The sequence below is a fragment of the Micromonospora sp. NPDC047740 genome (assembly GCF_043204735.1).
In the GTDB taxonomy this organism is placed as follows: Bacteria; Actinomycetota; Actinomycetes; order Mycobacteriales; family Micromonosporaceae; genus Micromonospora.
Map to the genome: position 1 here is coordinate 198,219 of NZ_JBIDCT010000015.1, position 16,150 is coordinate 214,368.

16 protein-coding genes and 1 pseudogene are annotated in these 16,150 nt (G+C 68.7%); 7 read left to right on the top strand and 10 right to left on the bottom strand.

Features of this window, described 5'->3' with window-relative positions:
• Positions 1-3 precede the first annotated feature (3 nt).
• Positions 4-639, bottom strand: a complete 636-nt coding sequence (locus ACGF4F_RS26630) for a helix-turn-helix domain-containing protein (RefSeq protein ID WP_148804786.1) — start codon at positions 637-639, stop codon at positions 4-6.
• Between the two features lie 817 nt (positions 640-1,456).
• On the opposite strand from ACGF4F_RS26630, the gene ACGF4F_RS26635 reads away from it, so the two are divergent.
• Together ACGF4F_RS26635 and ACGF4F_RS26640 are read left to right on the top strand one after the other, a co-directional pair.
• Entirely contained in the window at positions 1,457-3,070 is a 1,614-nt protein-coding gene (locus tag ACGF4F_RS26635) for a flavin monoamine oxidase family protein (protein ID WP_393081376.1), read from the top strand.
• Entirely contained in the window at positions 3,067-3,768 is a 702-nt protein-coding gene (locus ACGF4F_RS26640; RefSeq protein ID WP_393081379.1) for a Rid family hydrolase, read from the top strand. Before ACGF4F_RS26635 ends, ACGF4F_RS26640 begins: the two co-directional genes overlap by 4 nt.
• A gap of 393 nt (positions 3,769-4,161) precedes the next feature.
• Here ACGF4F_RS26640 and ACGF4F_RS26645 read toward each other — a convergent pair whose 3' ends face one another.
• A complete protein-coding gene (locus ACGF4F_RS26645; protein ID WP_357447824.1) occupies positions 4,162-4,887 on the bottom strand; it encodes an SDR family NAD(P)-dependent oxidoreductase in 726 nt (241 codons plus the stop codon).
• An 84-nt stretch (positions 4,888-4,971) separates the two neighbouring features.
• Between ACGF4F_RS26645 and ACGF4F_RS26650 the strand changes: the two are divergent.
• Positions 4,972-5,749 (top strand): annotated as a pseudogene (locus ACGF4F_RS26650) (transposase family protein).
• A 364-nt stretch (positions 5,750-6,113) separates the two neighbouring features.
• Here the strand turns inward: ACGF4F_RS26650 and ACGF4F_RS26655 are convergent.
• A complete protein-coding gene (locus ACGF4F_RS26655) occupies positions 6,114-6,716 on the bottom strand; it encodes a dihydrofolate reductase family protein (RefSeq protein WP_393081383.1) in 603 nt (200 codons plus the stop codon).
• A 342-nt stretch (positions 6,717-7,058) separates the two neighbouring features.
• Between ACGF4F_RS26655 and ACGF4F_RS26660 the strand changes: the two genes are divergently transcribed.
• Positions 7,059-7,316: a hypothetical protein gene (locus ACGF4F_RS26660; protein ID WP_393081386.1), complete on the top strand. Its 258-nt coding sequence runs from the start codon at positions 7,059-7,061 to the stop codon at positions 7,314-7,316.
• A gap of 210 nt (positions 7,317-7,526) precedes the next feature.
• Here the strand turns inward: ACGF4F_RS26660 and ACGF4F_RS26665 are convergent, their stop codons facing one another.
• The 4 genes from ACGF4F_RS26665 to ACGF4F_RS26680 all read right to left on the bottom strand — a co-directional run bounded on the left by ACGF4F_RS26665 (position 7,527) and on the right by ACGF4F_RS26680 (position 9,849).
• The gene (locus ACGF4F_RS26665; RefSeq protein WP_393081389.1) at positions 7,527-8,021 is read right to left on the bottom strand and encodes a DUF6933 domain-containing protein; all 495 of its coding nucleotides are present in this window, start codon (positions 8,019-8,021) and stop codon (positions 7,527-7,529) included.
• A gap of 13 nt (positions 8,022-8,034) precedes the next feature.
• The gene (locus ACGF4F_RS26670) at positions 8,035-9,153 is read right to left on the bottom strand and encodes a helicase-associated domain-containing protein (protein ID WP_393081392.1); all 1,119 of its coding nucleotides are present in this window, start codon (positions 9,151-9,153) and stop codon (positions 8,035-8,037) included.
• Between the two features lie 26 nt (positions 9,154-9,179).
• The gene (locus ACGF4F_RS26675; protein WP_393081395.1) at positions 9,180-9,320 is read right to left on the bottom strand and encodes a hypothetical protein; all 141 of its coding nucleotides are present in this window, start codon (positions 9,318-9,320) and stop codon (positions 9,180-9,182) included.
• Between the two features lie 82 nt (positions 9,321-9,402).
• Positions 9,403-9,849, bottom strand: a complete 447-nt coding sequence (locus tag ACGF4F_RS26680) for an SAP domain-containing protein (RefSeq protein ID WP_393081397.1) — start codon at positions 9,847-9,849, stop codon at positions 9,403-9,405.
• Positions 9,850-10,343: 494 nt separating this feature from the next.
• Here ACGF4F_RS26680 and ACGF4F_RS26685 point away from each other — a divergent pair, with 494 nt between their 5' ends.
• Positions 10,344-11,630, top strand: a complete 1,287-nt coding sequence (locus ACGF4F_RS26685) for a HEAT repeat domain-containing protein (protein WP_393081400.1) — start codon at positions 10,344-10,346, stop codon at positions 11,628-11,630.
• 11 nt (positions 11,631-11,641) lie between these two features.
• The gene (locus ACGF4F_RS26690) at positions 11,642-12,352 is read left to right on the top strand and encodes a hypothetical protein (protein WP_393081403.1); all 711 of its coding nucleotides are present in this window, start codon (positions 11,642-11,644) and stop codon (positions 12,350-12,352) included.
• 327 nt (positions 12,353-12,679) lie between these two features.
• Here ACGF4F_RS26690 and ACGF4F_RS26695 read toward each other — a convergent pair whose 3' ends face one another.
• The 3 genes from ACGF4F_RS26695 to ACGF4F_RS26705 all read right to left on the bottom strand — a co-directional run bounded on the left by ACGF4F_RS26695 (position 12,680) and on the right by ACGF4F_RS26705 (position 15,731).
• The gene (locus ACGF4F_RS26695) at positions 12,680-13,888 is read right to left on the bottom strand and encodes an amidohydrolase (RefSeq protein ID WP_393081407.1); all 1,209 of its coding nucleotides are present in this window, start codon (positions 13,886-13,888) and stop codon (positions 12,680-12,682) included.
• 85 nt (positions 13,889-13,973) lie between these two features.
• On the bottom strand, positions 13,974-14,879 hold the full coding sequence (locus ACGF4F_RS26700; protein ID WP_393081410.1) for an LLM class F420-dependent oxidoreductase: 906 nt from the start codon (positions 14,877-14,879) through the stop codon (positions 13,974-13,976).
• 231 nt (positions 14,880-15,110) lie between these two features.
• Positions 15,111-15,731 (bottom strand): dihydrofolate reductase family protein, encoded by a 621-nt coding sequence (locus tag ACGF4F_RS26705; RefSeq protein ID WP_393081413.1) that lies wholly within the window; start codon positions 15,729-15,731, stop codon positions 15,111-15,113.
• 122 nt (positions 15,732-15,853) lie between these two features.
• Between ACGF4F_RS26705 and ACGF4F_RS26710 the strand changes: the two genes are divergently transcribed.
• Complete coding sequence (locus ACGF4F_RS26710; protein WP_393081416.1) at positions 15,854-16,006, top strand: hypothetical protein; 153 nt, start codon at positions 15,854-15,856, stop codon at positions 16,004-16,006.
• Positions 16,007-16,150 lie beyond the last annotated feature (144 nt).

Below are 16,150 nucleotides of genomic sequence, written 5' to 3' on the forward strand. Positions count from 1 at the left end.
CAGTCAGAACAGCCGTGGCGTCACCACCGACACCACGGTCGTCACCGAGTCGGTGTCGTTGTAGATCCGGTGCGGCACCGAGGAGCGAAGATGCACGCTGTCGCCCGGCCGCAGCCGGTGTTCGACCCCGTTCACCTCGTAGAGCAGTTCGCCTGAAATGACGTAGGCGAACTCCTCGCCAGCGTGGCCGTACGCGTTCTCCCGGCGACCGCCGGGCGCGATGTGCACCAGCATCGGCTCAAGGACCAGGTCTGGTCCCCGCTCCGACAGCATCCGGTACGTCTGCTGCCCGGACACGTACTCGGTGGCGGCGGTCTCCGCCCTGGTGAGCGTGAAATGCGTGGGAAGCGGGGTGACGGATCCCGGCGAGGAGTCGGCGCCGGAATCGAAAAAGTCCGCCACCGAACAATCCAGAGCTTTCGCGACGCTGCCGAGCGCGGTCAGGCCGATGGACGAGATGCCTCGTTCGACCTGTGAGAGGAAGCCGATCGACAAGCCGGAGCGGGCGGCCAGGCCACGCAGCGTCAGCCCGCGTTCCTTGCGGTACTGCCGGATGCGCGCGCCTACCTGACCGGCCGGGGTGTCGTCCGCCACGCCGCCGTCCGGGCGGGTTTGCTCCCGTACCGGGTGGCTCTCCATCGACCGCACGGGGCCTCCTGTCGCGGTTGGCGGGAGGTCCCGCCGCGTTTGTTCGATGGTATCGAACTTTGGGGCACGCGCGGCAACCCCGCCCGCCGGGTTCGCGACCGACGACCGGAGCTCTGCGGCGGCCATCCCGGATCGGTAGGGACCTTGAGGGCTGGGCGCACGCCGGTCATCTCCGAGAACGCGTACCGCTTGTCCGGGTGCAAGGAGGTCGTGGACATTCCGATCCAGGCGTCGCCACACGTCGCGAGGACGACGCCGCTCGGGTTGAAGGTAGCCACGTCGATGCGCTGGGTGACGTACTCGGCGTACGTGTAGAAGGCCCCCCGCTCTGGGATGTCGGCCGAGCACGTCTTGTTGAGGTCGTAGAGCGCGCGCCGGTGCTGCGCCGTGTCACCGAGTTCCGCCATCGTCGTGAACCTGGTGCCCGACGTTCGCGCCCGTTGCAGGTAAGGCTCGAATTCCGCGTCGTCGAACTTTTCCACGTCCAGTTCAAGTCGTACCCAGGCTGCCGTGGACAGGACCCTACCCACGCTGCCATGCCGTGCTCCGAGAGCGGCAGTTGCCGATTTTCCTGCCGGGCGTCGTGGTCCTTGCCTGCGCTCAGCCGGTGCCGTACCCCGCTTGACCTGCTGCTCGGCCGCAGCGCGGTCGAGCGTCCTCGCGCTGGTCGAGTCGGCCCGGCCTCGCAATCAAACTGGCGATCTACCAGCCAGTACGTGACGCGGCCGACTCATTCGCGATTCACCAGCTTTACGAGGGGTTCCTAGCGTCCTGGGTGATCACCAACCCGCACCCCCGGAGGCTTGACTTGAGCCAGACCCGCAGGGACTTCCTTCGCCGCGTCGGCATCGCCGGCGGCGCCGGCGTCATGTTGCACAGCATGGGCGCGCTCGGCCTGACGAGCGCCCATGCGGCGGAGACACCCCCGTTCACACCGTTGAAGAAGAGCGACCTCGGCCGGCACGGCAGGAAGACGGTCATCGTGATGGGCGGCGGCATCGCCGGCCTCACCGCGGCGTACGAGCTGCTCAAGGGCGGCTACGACGTCACCATCCTGGAAGGCCGCGACCGGCCCGGTGGCCGTAACTGGACCGTGCGGGGCGGGGACACCTACACCGACCTGAAGGGTCAGACCCAGAAGGCGACCTTCGCCAAGGACCAGTACATGAACGCGGGCCCCGGGCGCATCCCCCAGATGCACGTGACGCTGGACTACTGCAAGGAACTCGGCGTCCCGATCGAGGTCTTCACCAACCAGAACGCCGACGCGTTCCTCTACCGCGAGAACGTGCCGGGTGCCCTCAACGGCGTTCCGGTCCGCCATCGGGCCGCCAAGGCGGACGCCTACGGTTACACGGCCGAGCTGCTCGCGAAGGCCACCGACCAGGGGTCGCTCGACCAGTACCTCACCGCCGAGGACAAGGAGCGGCTGCTCACCTACCTGCGCAGCTTCGGCGCCATCGGGAACCGGGTCGCGGGTGACCCGGCGGCCAGCTTCAAGTACAACGGCGGCGGGCGTCGTGGCTACGACCCGCAGCCGGGCGCCGGTCTGGAGGCGGGCACGCCCATCCCGCAGTACGCGATGTCCGACCTCTTCGCCTCGACGCTGGGCAACTACTTCTCGTTCGAGATGGGCTTCGACCAGGCGATGATGATGTACCAGCCGGTCGGCGGGATGGACCGGATCGCCTACGCCTTCGCCAAGGCGATTGGTGGCGGTCGACTGCGCTACAACGCCCGGATCGTCGAGTACAACAACACGGCCGACGGCGTCGAGGTCGTCTACACGACCCCGAGCGGTACGAAGAAGATCACCGGCGACTTTGCGATCAACGCCATGCCTCCGCACATCGCCGCGAAGATCAAGTCCAACCTGCCCACCGCGGTCGTCACCGCGCTCGGGTCGGTGAGCGTCACCAACGCCGGCAAGATCGGCATCGAGTACGACCGCCGGTGGTGGGAGGAGGACTTCCGCATCTACGGCGGCATCACCAACGCCAACACCAACCTCGCGAACATGTGGCACCCGTCGTACGGCTACCACGGCGACCGGGGCACGATGATCGGCTACTACAACACCGGCGCGAACGCCAACTTCTACGGCAACCTCACCCCGCCGCAGCGGCTCGCGGAGGCGGTCACGCAGGGCAAGAAGATCTTCGGCGACGTGTACGGCAAGGGCATCACCGCGTCCTTCTCCCAGGACTGGGCCTCCACGCCGTTCTCCGAGGGTGCGTGGGTCGGTTGGCCCGGCGCGGTCGGAGGCCAGACGGGCGCGGGGTACCGCAGTCTCCTGGAGCCGACCGGGAACGTCTACTTCGCCGGCGACCACCTCAGCCACGCCATCGCGTGGCAGCACGGCGCGATGGTCTCCGCCCGCGTCGCCGTCGAGTCCATCCACGCCCGGGTCACGGCCGCGTGAGCACGCCCGCCGTCACCCCCGGCATCCGCAGCAACAGAAAGGCCCCCGCAGTGCGCCGACTCGGCATCCTCATCCCAGCCGCCGCCGTTCTCCTCGCCATCCCGACGGTTGCCGCCGCCGGAGGGCTCTTCCCGCCACGGCCCGGTACCACGCTCAGCGTGCTCCCCGCCGGACAGGACAACCCGATGATCGCCGACGGGGTGGCCATCGGTAAGGGCACGGCGATCTACAAGACCAGCGGCCTCGGCCCGGCGGCCCTGAACACGGCCGCGCCGGCCGGCTCGGAGGCGCGCTACATCGACACCGAGGTGTTTTCGGGCGGTGTGCTGCCGCCCGGCGTGACCATCACCGAGGCGCAGGGCATCAACGTGCTGCGCCGCATCGGGGAGAACCTGGCGAAGGCGGGCCTGTCCTACGACGACGTCATCTCCATGCGGGTGTTCCTCCAGAACCCCGCCGGCCAGGAGCGGATGGACTTCAACGGCTGGAACCGGGCCTACCGTCAGTTCTTCGCCAACACCAGCCTGTCGACCGGCAAGCCGGTGCTCGTGCCGCTCGGGTCGGCCGCCCCGGCCACGCCGATGGTGGTCAACCCCGCCCGGCCGTCGCGGTTCGCGCTCGAGATCGAGAACCTGCCGGTCAACGGTTGGCTGGTCGAGGTCGAGGTGGACGCCGCCTACCCGTCGAAGGGCGAGTGACTCCACCGGTCGCGTAGGTACCGCCGACCCGTCGCGTAGGGGATGTCCGTATCCCCCCGGCGACGGGTCGTCGGTGCTCTGCGACGCGCCGGACGGTGCACGGCGGTCCGATACCACGGACCCGCACCTCAGTTGGTGAGAGAAATCGGGGGAAGCCGGTCAAATTGTCAAGCGCCCACAGTTGCACCTCTGAGCGCGGAGGGTTCGCCTCGCCTACGGGGACGGGATCGTTGCCCTGAGCGATGAGTGCACGTTTGCCGTCCTGATCGAGCGCGACCTCCCATCGCACGACGCTGCCAACGGTGTCCGGGACTGCAGCGATCCGGACTGCGCGTCGTCGCGGACGCGGCGCCGTCCACGATTTAGTTGATAAGCACCTATTGAGTGCGGCTCTTACCAGGGGAGAGGGCCCTCGGCGTTGAAGAATCCGCCCGTGGGTCCGTCCTCGTCCAACGTTGCGAACCGCACCACGACCGCGGCTGCCTCGGCGGCGGTCCGAGTCGCGCCGGGTGACATCTCCGTCAGCGTATATCCAGGATCGACCGAGTTGACCTTGATGGCGGTGCCTCGCAGCTCGATGGCGAACTGCACGGTCAGCGCGTTGACCGCCGACTTCGATGTCGGGTAGGCGGCAGCGTTCCATTCCTGCGGCCAGTCAGCGGCGCTGGTCAGAGCCAGCGACCCTGATCCAGACGACATGTTGACGATGCGGCCGCTGGCCGCGGTCCGCAGCAACGGAAGCATCGCGGTCGTCACGGCGAACACGCCGATCACATTCGTCTCCAATGTGCGCCGGAACGAATTGACCGGCAGACGGCTGGGCGGCACATCGTCGACCGCGATCGCCGCGTTGTTGACCAGCGCGTCCAGCCGCCCGTACCGGCGGTCGATCCACTCGGCGGCCGCCTGTACCGTCACCTCGTCGGTGACGTCGAGCTCGACACACCCGGCCGCCACGCCATCGGCAGCCAGCCGCTCGACGGCGGCTGCGCCCAGCCCGCGATCACGCGACGCCACGATCGGCACGTATCCCAGCCGTCCAAGCTGCTTGACGACCTCGAACCCGATACCGCGATTCGCCCCGGTCACCAACGCGATCGGGTTGGAAGCACCACGCATTCCGGAGATCGTAGTCGATGAGGGCGAGGCTCCAGGTAGAAGAGCAATCGACCAAGATCCGATGCCCCGACCGGGAGCCTCGACGTGCTGTCTTACCCCGCCACGATCCCGCTGTCCAATCGAACCCTGAACCACCTCGCCGAGCTTGTCCGTAACCACCGCCGGCAGCGTCGATCCCGGTGGCGGCGTCTCGACCCCGGCCGGCAAGCCCTGCTCACCCTCACCCACCTGCACAACGGCGACACCTACACCCGCCTCGCCGCCGGGTTCGGCATCGGCGTCGCCACCGCCTGGCGCTACGTCCGCGAAGCCGTCGACCTGCTCGCCGCAGCCGCCGACGACCTGACCACCGCGATGGACCGCATCCGCAAGCTGGCATACGCGATCCTCGACGGCACGCTGATCCCGATCGACCGGGTCGCCGACCAGAAGCCCTACTACTGCGGCAAACACCGGCGGCACGGCGTGAACGTGCAGGTCATCGCGGACGCGGCAGGACGCCTGGTCTGGGCCTCGCCAGCGCTGCCCGGCGCCACCCATGACCTGAGCGCCGCCCGCGTTCACGGCATCATCGACGCGCTGGCCAGCGCCGACGTGATGACGTTCGCGGACAAGAGCTACCAAGGAGCCGGCGACCCGCACGCCGTTCAAGCGCCACCGCTACCGACCGAAACTGTCCCGCCGCCAGAAGGCCGTCAACCGCAGCCATGCCCGTATCCGCGCCTGCGGCGAGCGAGCCATCGCCACGCTCAAGACCTGGAAGCTCCTGGCCAAACTGCGCTGTTGCCCCAGCCGCGCGACCGCGATCGTGCAGGCCATCCTCGTCCTACACCGCGTCGAGACCAGCCGCTACTCAGGATGAAAAGGGCTCAATGTACGCCGTCGCTGCCGCCGGAGATGGCGTAGTGGCCGTCGTGGTTGAGGGCCAGGGAGGTGACTCCCTTGGCGGCAAGACCACGGCCGCGCCGGCGGCGAGCAGCGCCCGCCGGGCGAGCACCGCGCCCCGACCGGCACGCGGTCGTCCGGTACACCCGGCCCGTACGCGGGGCCGGGACGACCCGTCGCGCCCTGGGCGGCACGGCCGTGATGATCGGATGCATCGCCACGGTCGTGGTTGTCCTGGCCCGATAGCCGGCCCTGCCCCAGTCGTCACCGCGAGCGCCCCCGCCTCTGGTGGGGGCGCTTCGGGTGAGGGCCGCGCCGGGGGATCGCCGGACCCGGCGATGTCACCCCGCCTTGCGTACGCGGTAGGCGAGGTGGGTGACGCCGTTGCCCTCGACGACACTCGTGGGCCCGTCCAGTTGGACGGGGGTGATCTTCAGGCCGGTGAAGAAGGGGATGCCGTCGCCGAGCAGGACCGGGACGAGGTCGACGTGGACCTCGTCGAGTAGGCCGGCTTCGAGGACCTGCGCGGCGATGGTGCCGCCGTTGACGCCGACCTCCTTGCTGCCGGCGATGGCCTTGGCGGTGTCGATCGCGTGCTCGATGCCGTCGGTGACGAACACGAACGAGTCGTTCTCGCGTTCCCAGCCGTCGGGGACGGTGTGGGTGACGACGACCACGGGTACGTCCATGGGGTGCCGGCCGCCCCAGCCGTGGGTCATGTCGAACAGCCGTCGGCCGACCACCAGCGCTCCCGTCCGTTCGGTCAGGTCGCGCAGGTGTTTCGCGCTCGCCGCGGAGGTGCGCAGCGTCATTCCGGGTGTGGCAGTCGGCGTCTCGACGTCGCCGTTGTTGTACCACTGGAAGAGGTATTCGAACCCGCCGTGCGACGCGTCGGCGATGTAGCCGTCCAGCGACATGGTCGCCCCGGTCGTAACCTTCGTCATCGATCCACTCCCTTGGTCTTCATCGGCCCGCCGATGACCCGGCCGGCTCGTCTCTGCCCAGGGGTCGAACCTGGCGGCGACCGTTCGACATCGGCCGCAGGATTTTTCGACTACGGCCATGGGCCCACCACGGATGTTCCGGATGGGACCAGGCGGGTCGATGAGCGAGGTCAGCCTCGGCAGCTATTGATCCCGTGCCGCCGGGATGGGGGGAAGTGTCACGCAGGTCGATTTGGCGACACGGGCGTTCTCGTGCGCGACGATGGCCGGCAATGGGTATGGATACACGCCCAATTGGCGGAACACGCCCGGTGGCGCCAGGTCTCGGCCGATGATCAAAACATGTGGGCGAAGATCGACGTACCGTGCGTCGGCGGGCCGGTGGACGGCCGCTCTGTCCTGGTGCCGGTCGACGAGGACGGTGTGCCCCCTGCAATGATCGATCAGACCTGGTTGTGGATCGAGTACGGCGGCGAGCTGCTCGACGCGGATATGAACGGCGTGTACGCGCTGGAGTCGATCGCCGGCGGCGGCCCGCCGTGGGTATACGTCTGGAGCAGTCTCCTCCCTGATCAGCAGTCAACCGATCAGCGGGGATAGCTGATCTCCAGCCTGCCCAACCGGCGGCGCCGCGAAATTGATCACGCCCAGGCCGGCGGCTGGCCCGATCCGGCGCACTACAGCTCCGCGGCGGGCCCGGCCGTGCTCGTGCATGCCGGCCCGCCTACGGCTTCCGTCTTCTCAGGTTCGCCGCTACGCCGACAGCGGCGAACCGGGATGGATTTTGCCGGTGACCCGCCTCAGCCTTGATCAGGAGGCGATGGACCGTACCAGTGCTGCCAGTTCGCGATCGGGGCTCACGTTTCTGCTGTACAGGGGGCTGCAGGGCGTCATGGCCAGCCGCAGCGACAGTGCGACGAGGTTGGGGCGGGCTGAATCGGCGTAGATCTCGGCGAGCTTGGTGAACTCGTTCATGATCCCGACGACGCTGCGGTTGGCGGTCGTGGCGAAGCGGCATTCGCGCATGTTCAGTAGCTCGTCGGCGATGACGGCCTTGGGCACTTGGTGGGCGTCGAGCACCGCCGCGATCTCGTCGGGGATGCGGGCGGGCAGGGAGCGTGCCGGTGCCAGCGGCAGCAGGACCGGTAATAGGGTGCGTTCATTCACCAGAAGTGCCAGCCGGGGCCGCCACCACAGCGCGGTGGCGTACCACGGGCCGAGCAGCGTGGTGTCTTGGTCTCCGTCAACAGCCCGAGGCGGGTTGGTGTGGTCGAGGAGCTTCTTGGTTGCCCGTACGATCAACATCTGCTCTCCAGCGTCAAACGCGGTGGCGGCGGGCTCGCTCGATGACGTCGCGGCCGTCGGCGTCTTGCTGGCGTGGCGCGTAGCCGGCCTTGCGCAGGGCGGCCATCGTGTCAGCCGTGGTGGCTTGGCTGGCCAGCACGGTCGGGGCGAGCAGACGCAAGTTGAGCTTGCCCAGCCGTTTGTCGGCGCAGATCTGAGCCAGCAGCGCGGTGTCGTCGCTGACCAGAGTGCTGGCCGCGGGTGCGACCCGTACCGACCCGTGCTGGCGGGCGACGTCGGCCAGCAGGTAGACCAGCGGTTGCGGCAGTCCGCCGTCGGCGACTTTCGTTAGGGCTTTCGTCAGGCTGCGCTCGGTCCAGCCTGCGTCGTACGCTCCGCGTACAGATGCTGGGCTGAAGCGCCAGGTCGTGGCCGTGCCGCGGGACTCTACGACGGCGGCCGCGTCGAGCAGCTCCGCCAGTTCCGGACCTGGTGTTCCGGTCACGACCACGGTCAGGTCGGCCTGCAGCCGGGCGGTGCGGGCGAGATCCCCCAGGTCGCCGACAGCCTTGACGATGTCCTTGCCGGCCAGCAGCGCCTGCCCGGCGGGGCTGATCGCGCCCGCGCCGAGAACCCCCAAGGTCGCGGCCTCCTCCAGCAAACCGCGCGCCGCCGTGGCGTCGCCGAAGGCCAGCGGCTGCCCCCACCACATCCAATGCGCCGCCTGCTCGAGGTCCGGCGCGGCCCGGTCACCAAACGCCCGCAGCACGGCCATCCGGGCGTGCGCAGACCACGCTTCATCGTAGTCCGGCACCCACGGGCCGGTCTGCGTCGACGGCAGACAGTCCAGCTCGCGCCACGCCTTCAGGATCACCGCCAGCCGCCGGTCCAGACCGAGCTTGAGCCAGCGATCGTACGCGCCCGTCGGGATCACGCGTTCGTCGAGTGCGGCCAGCCCGGCCTTCACGGCGACCGCGAGCAGCAGCCGCACGGTCGCAATGGCCACACCAAGCGTCCTCGCTGTCCGAGTCAGCTCGCGCACGCCGACGCCGCCGGCCTTCACCGTTGCCAGCGGCTCACGTCCAGCCCCGTCCAGCAGCGCCGACAGCAGCCCGACTGCGGCGATGCCCTGCGCTTGGGCGTCGCGGCGCACTGCCGTGGGATCCGGTGTGTGCCAGGCTACCGGCGGTTCCTGCGGCTGGAACGGCGCAGGTAGTCGGCTCCTCGCAAAGCGATCGCGACCTGACCCGCCAGCTGATAGTCCTCCCAGGTCACGCGGTAGACCAGCCCATGCTCCTCGGCCCAGTCCAGCGGATGCACCTGACGATAGTGGCTCGGATACCGAATGCGGTGCGCGATGCCGCTGCCGCCGTAGCGACGGAGCTGCCGCCGTAGCGACGGATCAGTCCACCGTCGCGATCAGCCTCCTCCAACACCGCCCGCGTCGCGGCGGGCATCCGCTTGACGAGATCGTGCACGTTGTCCGTGTCGAGAAAAACTCCGCCACCGCCTCCAGCAGGTCCGCCTTGCGGCCCTTCGTCGGCAGCCCCAGGTTGCTCGCAACAACCTTCAGATCATCGACGTTCAACACGGCCGCGAGTTGCCCAGCCGACGGGCCCACACCCAGCGGACGGACGAAGACCTCTCGCACGATGCCGTTCACCGCAAGCCGGCCCCGCAGCCGCGCGACAAACCCCGCATCGGCGGCACGCTGCAGGTACGGCACTGCGTCGGCGCCGACCAACGCCGACACCTCAGCCTCGGCGACGACGCCACCCAGCGCCAAAGCCGCCTCCAACACCTGCAAAGTCGGCAGGTCAAGGCCAGCAAGCCGATCATATGGATTCACGAGGCTGCTCCCAGGAACGGCGACACCCCTGAATCCAACCTCACAACCGCATCCCATGACGGGACCCCCGCCTGCCGCCAAACCTGAGCCCAGCTGCCTGGCCCGCCGCCAGCGGCCCCGAGGCCAATCGTTGGCCCGCAAGGGGATGTCGAGCAGACGACCTCGTGGCGGGGACACAATGCCGGACCACACCGGTACGGCCTGTTAGCCGCGGACAGTCTGCATCTCCTCCTCAAGGGGTTAGCCAGCCGATGAACGCCGGGACACCGAGGAACAGAACAGCCCCGCCAGCAGCCGGGCCGAGTGCTGACGTGATGCCACCGGCGGCCACCATCCCCCGAACGCGTCGTGCTCTCCATCAACGGCGACCTCTACCGCGGCACGGTCGGTACGCACTGGTGGCACATCTTCGACTGGGTGCCGCTCGTGGTCGAGGGCACCAGTGGGCCAGGTCCCTAGCCGCCCTGAGCCGATGTCCTAGGACGGTTTAGAGGGTGTGCATCAGCGCAGGCGGTGACGGCTTCGACCGCAGTGTTCAGCGCCGTCTCCGGGAACGTGCGCTGGGATCGACGGCGACATGTGGCATGGTGACGCGGATGATGGACAGTGCTGGAGCGTTGGAGGCCGTGGTCCGGCATGCCACGGAGCTTGAGGACGACTACGACGACATCGCGCCGACCCTCACCGCTTTGGCGGCGTGCGGGGACATCACCTTGGTGCCCCGGTTACACGAGGCGCTCGACCGGTTCCTCGACGAGCAGAACTTCTACGGTCGGGACCTCATCGCCGGCATTCTGGCCGGCATCCAGGGCGTGGCTGCGCTCCCGGCGCTGCTGCGCGCATCGGCCCGCGATCTCGGCGACGACCAGGACAGCTTGACCGGCGAGATCATCGACCTTTTGCACACGAACAAGGCAGCCGCGCGTCGCACGGTGCTGGACCTGGCCACTGGCGGCACCCCCGAACTACGCCGGGCAGGGCTGTGGGCGCTTGGATTCGTGGTCGAAGCTCAGGATGTCGAACTGCTGGCCGCAGCCGCGGCCGACGCCGACCCGCGGGTCAGGTCCGTGGCGATCGGCTCGATTCCCAACCCTGCTGACGATGACCGAGCATTCCAGGTGCTCGTCATGGCGCTGCGTGACCTCGACGATCAGGTACGCATCTCGGCCGTCAGCAGGCTCGGCTACACCGGCCGGGCCGACGCGGTTGCGCCCCTCGCCGCCCTCGCCGCGGACCCCGTGCCGCGGGTACGGTCGATGGTCGCGTACGCACTCGGCCAGCTCCGCAAGGTCGAGGCAACCCCGGCGTTGCTGCGGCTGCGGCACGACCCCGATCGGCACGTCCGCGAGAACGCCCTCGAAGCCCTTGGCTCAGTCGGCGGAGCGGCGGCGGTCGACGCGCTGCTGCTGATGGCCGGCGATGAGGACCCGCTGCTGCGAGCCCAGGCCGCTCGGGCGCTCGCGAGGGCGGTGGACTCGGATCAGCGCATACCGCCGCAGCTCACGACGCTGGCGCAAGACGACGAGCCGGCAGTGCGCGCCGCCACCATCAGCGCACTTATCAGCACCGATAGCGCGCTCTCGCGCTGGGCGTCGCTCGTGGTCGGGCTGGCGAACGACCCAGACCCGGTGGTCCGCCAGCGCGTCGCCGTTGCGGCACGCCGCCTCGCGCCCGACGCCGCCCCCGACATCCTCCGCCAGTACGTCAGCGACCCTGACCCGACCGTGCGCCGGATTGCCGATATGGAACTTGCTCGGCTGACCGATACCGCCGCACGCTGACCTGCAGTGACATGGAGGGGCGCCTGTTGGAGCCGGAGTTCCCCGAGCTGGCGTGGCTCTACCCGGAGGTCGGCAGCCTGGCCGCCGCGTTGCGACGAGCCGCCGCCGAGATCGGCGTGGATGTTGGCGATGTGACAGCCAACGAGAGCAACCCGAAGTCGTATGCGGGGGTGGCCAGCGTCGTGCCGGAGCGGGAGGCGCTGGGCGTCTCCGTCGGTCACGTCGAGCGGTACTTCTCGGTAGGCGGGTGGGGGCAGGGCGTCGAACTGCTCACCGGCAGCACCGATGACCTGGCCGAGGTGGCGCGGCTGGCACAAGCGTGGCGCGTCGGCCTGCCGCTGGTCGAGATCCAACGCCTGGCGCCCTTCGTCAGGGTCAACGAGCGGGCGCTGGCCCACGAGCGCGGCCCGGAGCACGTGGTGGCGTACCAGTGGCATCGCATCGCTACAACACCGTCCGCCGCCACTCCCGGCTCGGACACCAATCCCCGATCGCTTTCGAAGCCGCCCGAACAACATCAACTACGCTGCCTTCAGCGGCATGAACCCGTGTCCAAGATCAGGGGTCAAGCCCCGGCTGCTCTTCAGCGGGCTTGCCATGGCCGGCGCGCCTGCAGCGGTGAGCTGGGTGGTCATGCTGGTCCGCGCGGTAGCCAACCGGCGCCGAACGTAGCGGGAATCGACGGCCGGCGCGGTGGTGGCTCCCTGGCGGCAGTGCCCTAGACGAGTATCAGGCTAATGAGTTTGTTGGCGCTGGGCGGCACCTTGGAATCAGACTGGTTGGTTGCGCAGGATGACCAAGCCGGAGCCGTAGCGTCATACATCGGCCAGGTGGAGCCTGGTTTCGATCGTGTCGGGCGAGATGATGTTGGTCGGCTCGCTGGCGCCGCAGAAAAGCGGTGAACCGAAGGATCATCAGACGGTGGCCGTCTTCCGTCACACGGGACACGCCCCGACCACAAAGGATCGACACGGCTGCCATGCGCCGAGGTTAGAGAACAAGCTGAGGGACTGGCGGGTCGTCGCGAGGAAGGGACCACCCTGGCAATGTCATCGTGCATGGTGATTCCCGTCCTTGGCGTCGGCTGATGCGCCGGCTGCCCGGTCGGACTCGACTCCTCCAGCCCTGGCGACCACGCGTCCCCTTTTGAGCACGAGGTCGCGTGCTGGCCGGGTGACGACCGCCTCGGCCGGGGTGCGCGCATCGACGACCACGAGGTCGGCCGGCGCGCCCGGCGTCAGCCCGTACACGTTCAGCCCCAGTAGCTGTGCGCCGCCGTAGCTGGCCGCCTCCAGCGCCAGCTCGATATCCTCGTCACGGCGGAACGTGCTGCGGTATGCCACATGCATGGCTCGCTCCAGCATGTCGCCGCTACCATACGGGCCCCATAGATCCCGGATGCCGTCGTGGCCGCACGCAACGGTGACCCCCGCCGCCCGCAGCTTCTTGATCGGCGGCATCGGGAAGTCGTAGACCGCTGCTGTCACAAGCGCCACGCCCGCCTCTGCCAGTCTTACCGCGAGCCGTTCCTGGGTCACCTCATCGGCTTGGCCGAGCCCGTAGGCGTGGCTGACCGCGACGTGCCCGCCCAGCCCGGTGGCCGCGGTGCGCTCGGCGATCAACTCCAGCTGCCAAGTTCCGAGGGTGCCGCCGTCGTGAAGGTGAATGTCGATGCCGGCGCCATAGCTCTCGGCGAGTCCGAACACCACGTCGAGGTGCCGCACCGGGTCCCGGTCGATCCCGGCCGGATCCAGCCCGCCGATCACGCCCACCCCGTTCTTGAGGGCCTCTTCGAGCAGTTCGGCGGTCCCCGGGTTGGTGAGCACGCCGTACTGGGGGAAGGCCACCTGCTCCACAGTGATCCGGCTCTCCAGCCGGTCGACGGCCGCCTGCACGGCCTCTACGCCGGACAGGCCGAGCGCCGGGTCGATATCGGTATGGGTGCGGACGTATGTGGTGCCCGCGGCGACCATCCGCTCTAGCAGGGCGGCGATGTTGTCCACGTTTGGTACGCCTAGCTCGCCTCGCCGCCGGCGCTCGGTGTCGATCCGGTCTGAAAGGGCATCACCGGCCGAGTGCGGCACCCACTCCCCGCCGTACAGGGTCTTGTCCAGATGGCAGTGCGCCTCGATCAGACCCGGCAGCACCACTCGGCCCGACACGTCGATCACTTCGGCATTCGGAGCCTGGATACCCGGCTCAATCTGTTCGAGCACCCCGGCGCGCATCAGGATGTCCGCCTCCGTGTCGCCCCCCACGGCCGGCCCCCGCGCAGCAGCAACTCGCTCATCAACCTCTCCTTGTGGTAATGCATGACGGTTGCCTGAGCATGTGGCCCCAGGGTTAGGACGGTCCGGCGGAAGCGGCAGGGCCGAGACCGGCGATCCGGTCCGCCGTCTCGACGAGTGTGGCGACGCCTTCGGTCGTCCATGGCCCGGTCGTGATGACGCTGACGTGATCGATGCCCAGGTCGGCGAACGTCGCGCAGCGGGTCACGAAGGAGGCCGCAACCTCGCCGGGTTGCAACCGCGTTGCGATCACCTTCTCGATCTTGTCGTACGGCCGTCCGACGTCGTCGCACAGCGCGCGCAGCACGGCGAGCTTGTGCCGCACGGTCTTGCCGCCATCGGGGATGTCGAACACGTGGCAGGCGTCCGCATAGCGCGCGACCAGCGGCAACGTTCGCTTCTCCCCAGTGCCGCCGATCAGGATCGGCGGGTGCGGGCGGGAGACCGGCGCTGGGCTGCCCACCGGTCCGTCCAGCGTGTAGTGCCGACCGCGGTAGGGCGACGCGTCCCCCGTCCACATCTGCAGAGCGATCTGCAGCGTCTCCTCCAGTCGGTCGAACCGCTCCGATACGGGCGGCAGTGGCAACCCCATCGCTGCGGACTCCTCGCTCTGGTAGCCGGCGCCGATGCCGAACAAGGCGCGACCGCCGGAGAGCACGTCGAGGGTGGTCACGGCCTTGACCAACAAGGCGGGCGGGCGGAAGGCCACCGCGCTCACCAGCGTGCCGAGCCGTAAGCGCGAGGTTCGCGCGGCGAGGTAGCCGAGCGTGGTGTAGGCCTCCAGCATCTCGGTCTCGCCCGGGCCGGCGCCGTACGGATCGGTCTGCAGCAAGTGGTCGGCTACCCAGAGGCCGTAGATGTCGCCGTGGTCGGCAGCCTCCGCAATCCCGGCAAGGTGCTCTCCGAGGCCCTGCCGCTCGTCGCGCCAGGAGAAGTTGGTGACGCTCATGCTCAGCCGCACGGTGGCGCTCCTTTCGTCTGTCCATCCGCAGCGCCTCCTGGCGCCAGAGCCAGTACGTGTCGTGGCGCAGGTTCAAACTCGGCGCGTTCCTCCTCGGGGCCGGGACCAGTTGGCGTCGATCGCGATACGACGTCCCGTCACCCCGACGGCCGGTCTGCTTGGTAACGCGGCATTAGGGACGACTACCCCGGTGTTGCAACCCGCAGTTGTCGTGTAACGCCGCCCTCCAACTCAGGACAGCACGCGGTAGGTCACGTGCGTAACCGAGGTCGCGGCTCGCGACTTCACCTGTTCGAGTTTCAGCGGCGAAACGCCCTCGAACAGCCGCGTGCCGGCGCCGAGCGTGAGCGGCACAATGTGCGGCCGCACCTCGTCGATCAGGCCAGCGGCGAGGTACTCGTTAATGGTGGTCGCGCCGCCAGCGACCACGACATCGCCGTCGCCGGCCGCCGCGCGTGCCTGTGCCAGCCCCGACTCGATTCCGTCCGTGACGAAGTAGTACGTGGTGCCACCGTCCATCGGCTGCGGGTCGCGCGCGTGGTGGGTGAGCACGAAGACCGGAGCGTGGAACGGCGGGTCGTCGCCCCACCAGCCGTTCCACTGCCGATCCCACTCGCCACGCACTGGACCGAACATGTTGCGCCCCATGATGAATGCTTTGGCGGCAGCAAACTGGTCGACCTCGGCCCTGTTCTCCTCAGGAGTGTCGAACATCCAGGCGTGCAGCTTGTCGCCCGAGCCGTCGCCGCCGTCGTCGCCGAACGGGCGTTCCTCGGTCTGGTTGAGCCCGGCCGAGAACCCGTCGGCCGAGATCGTGATATCGCAGATTACCCTGCCCAGACGTGTGGCCATTGCTCTCTCCTCCTTGTAGCGGCCTTCGTCGGTTAAAGCGAACAGCATCTATCTCCGCTGTGTGGGTCGGGAAGTGAAGGTTTGCGCCGGTAAGGTGCACGACTCGGATAGCACCTGGTGTGGTGCGCGAAGTACCACTGCCGGTGCTGACCGGCGCGATCGTGGCCCGGTGCGGCGAACTGACCCAGGCCAGGTGCGCCGAGCGCGACTGGCAGGTCATTGCCCTGGAGGTGATGCCCGACCAGCTTGCCCGCCAGGCTGCGCAAGCGGCCTGAGAAGCTTGGCGCCTTCAAGTGTCAGAGGAGTCACAGCGTCAGTCTCCTGCCGGGGGTCGGAAGGCACCGATCGGGCTGAGCTGAATGCCGGCGAGCTGCCACCGATCGCCCGCGCGGACGGCGATGTGCGTCGCACGGAACTGC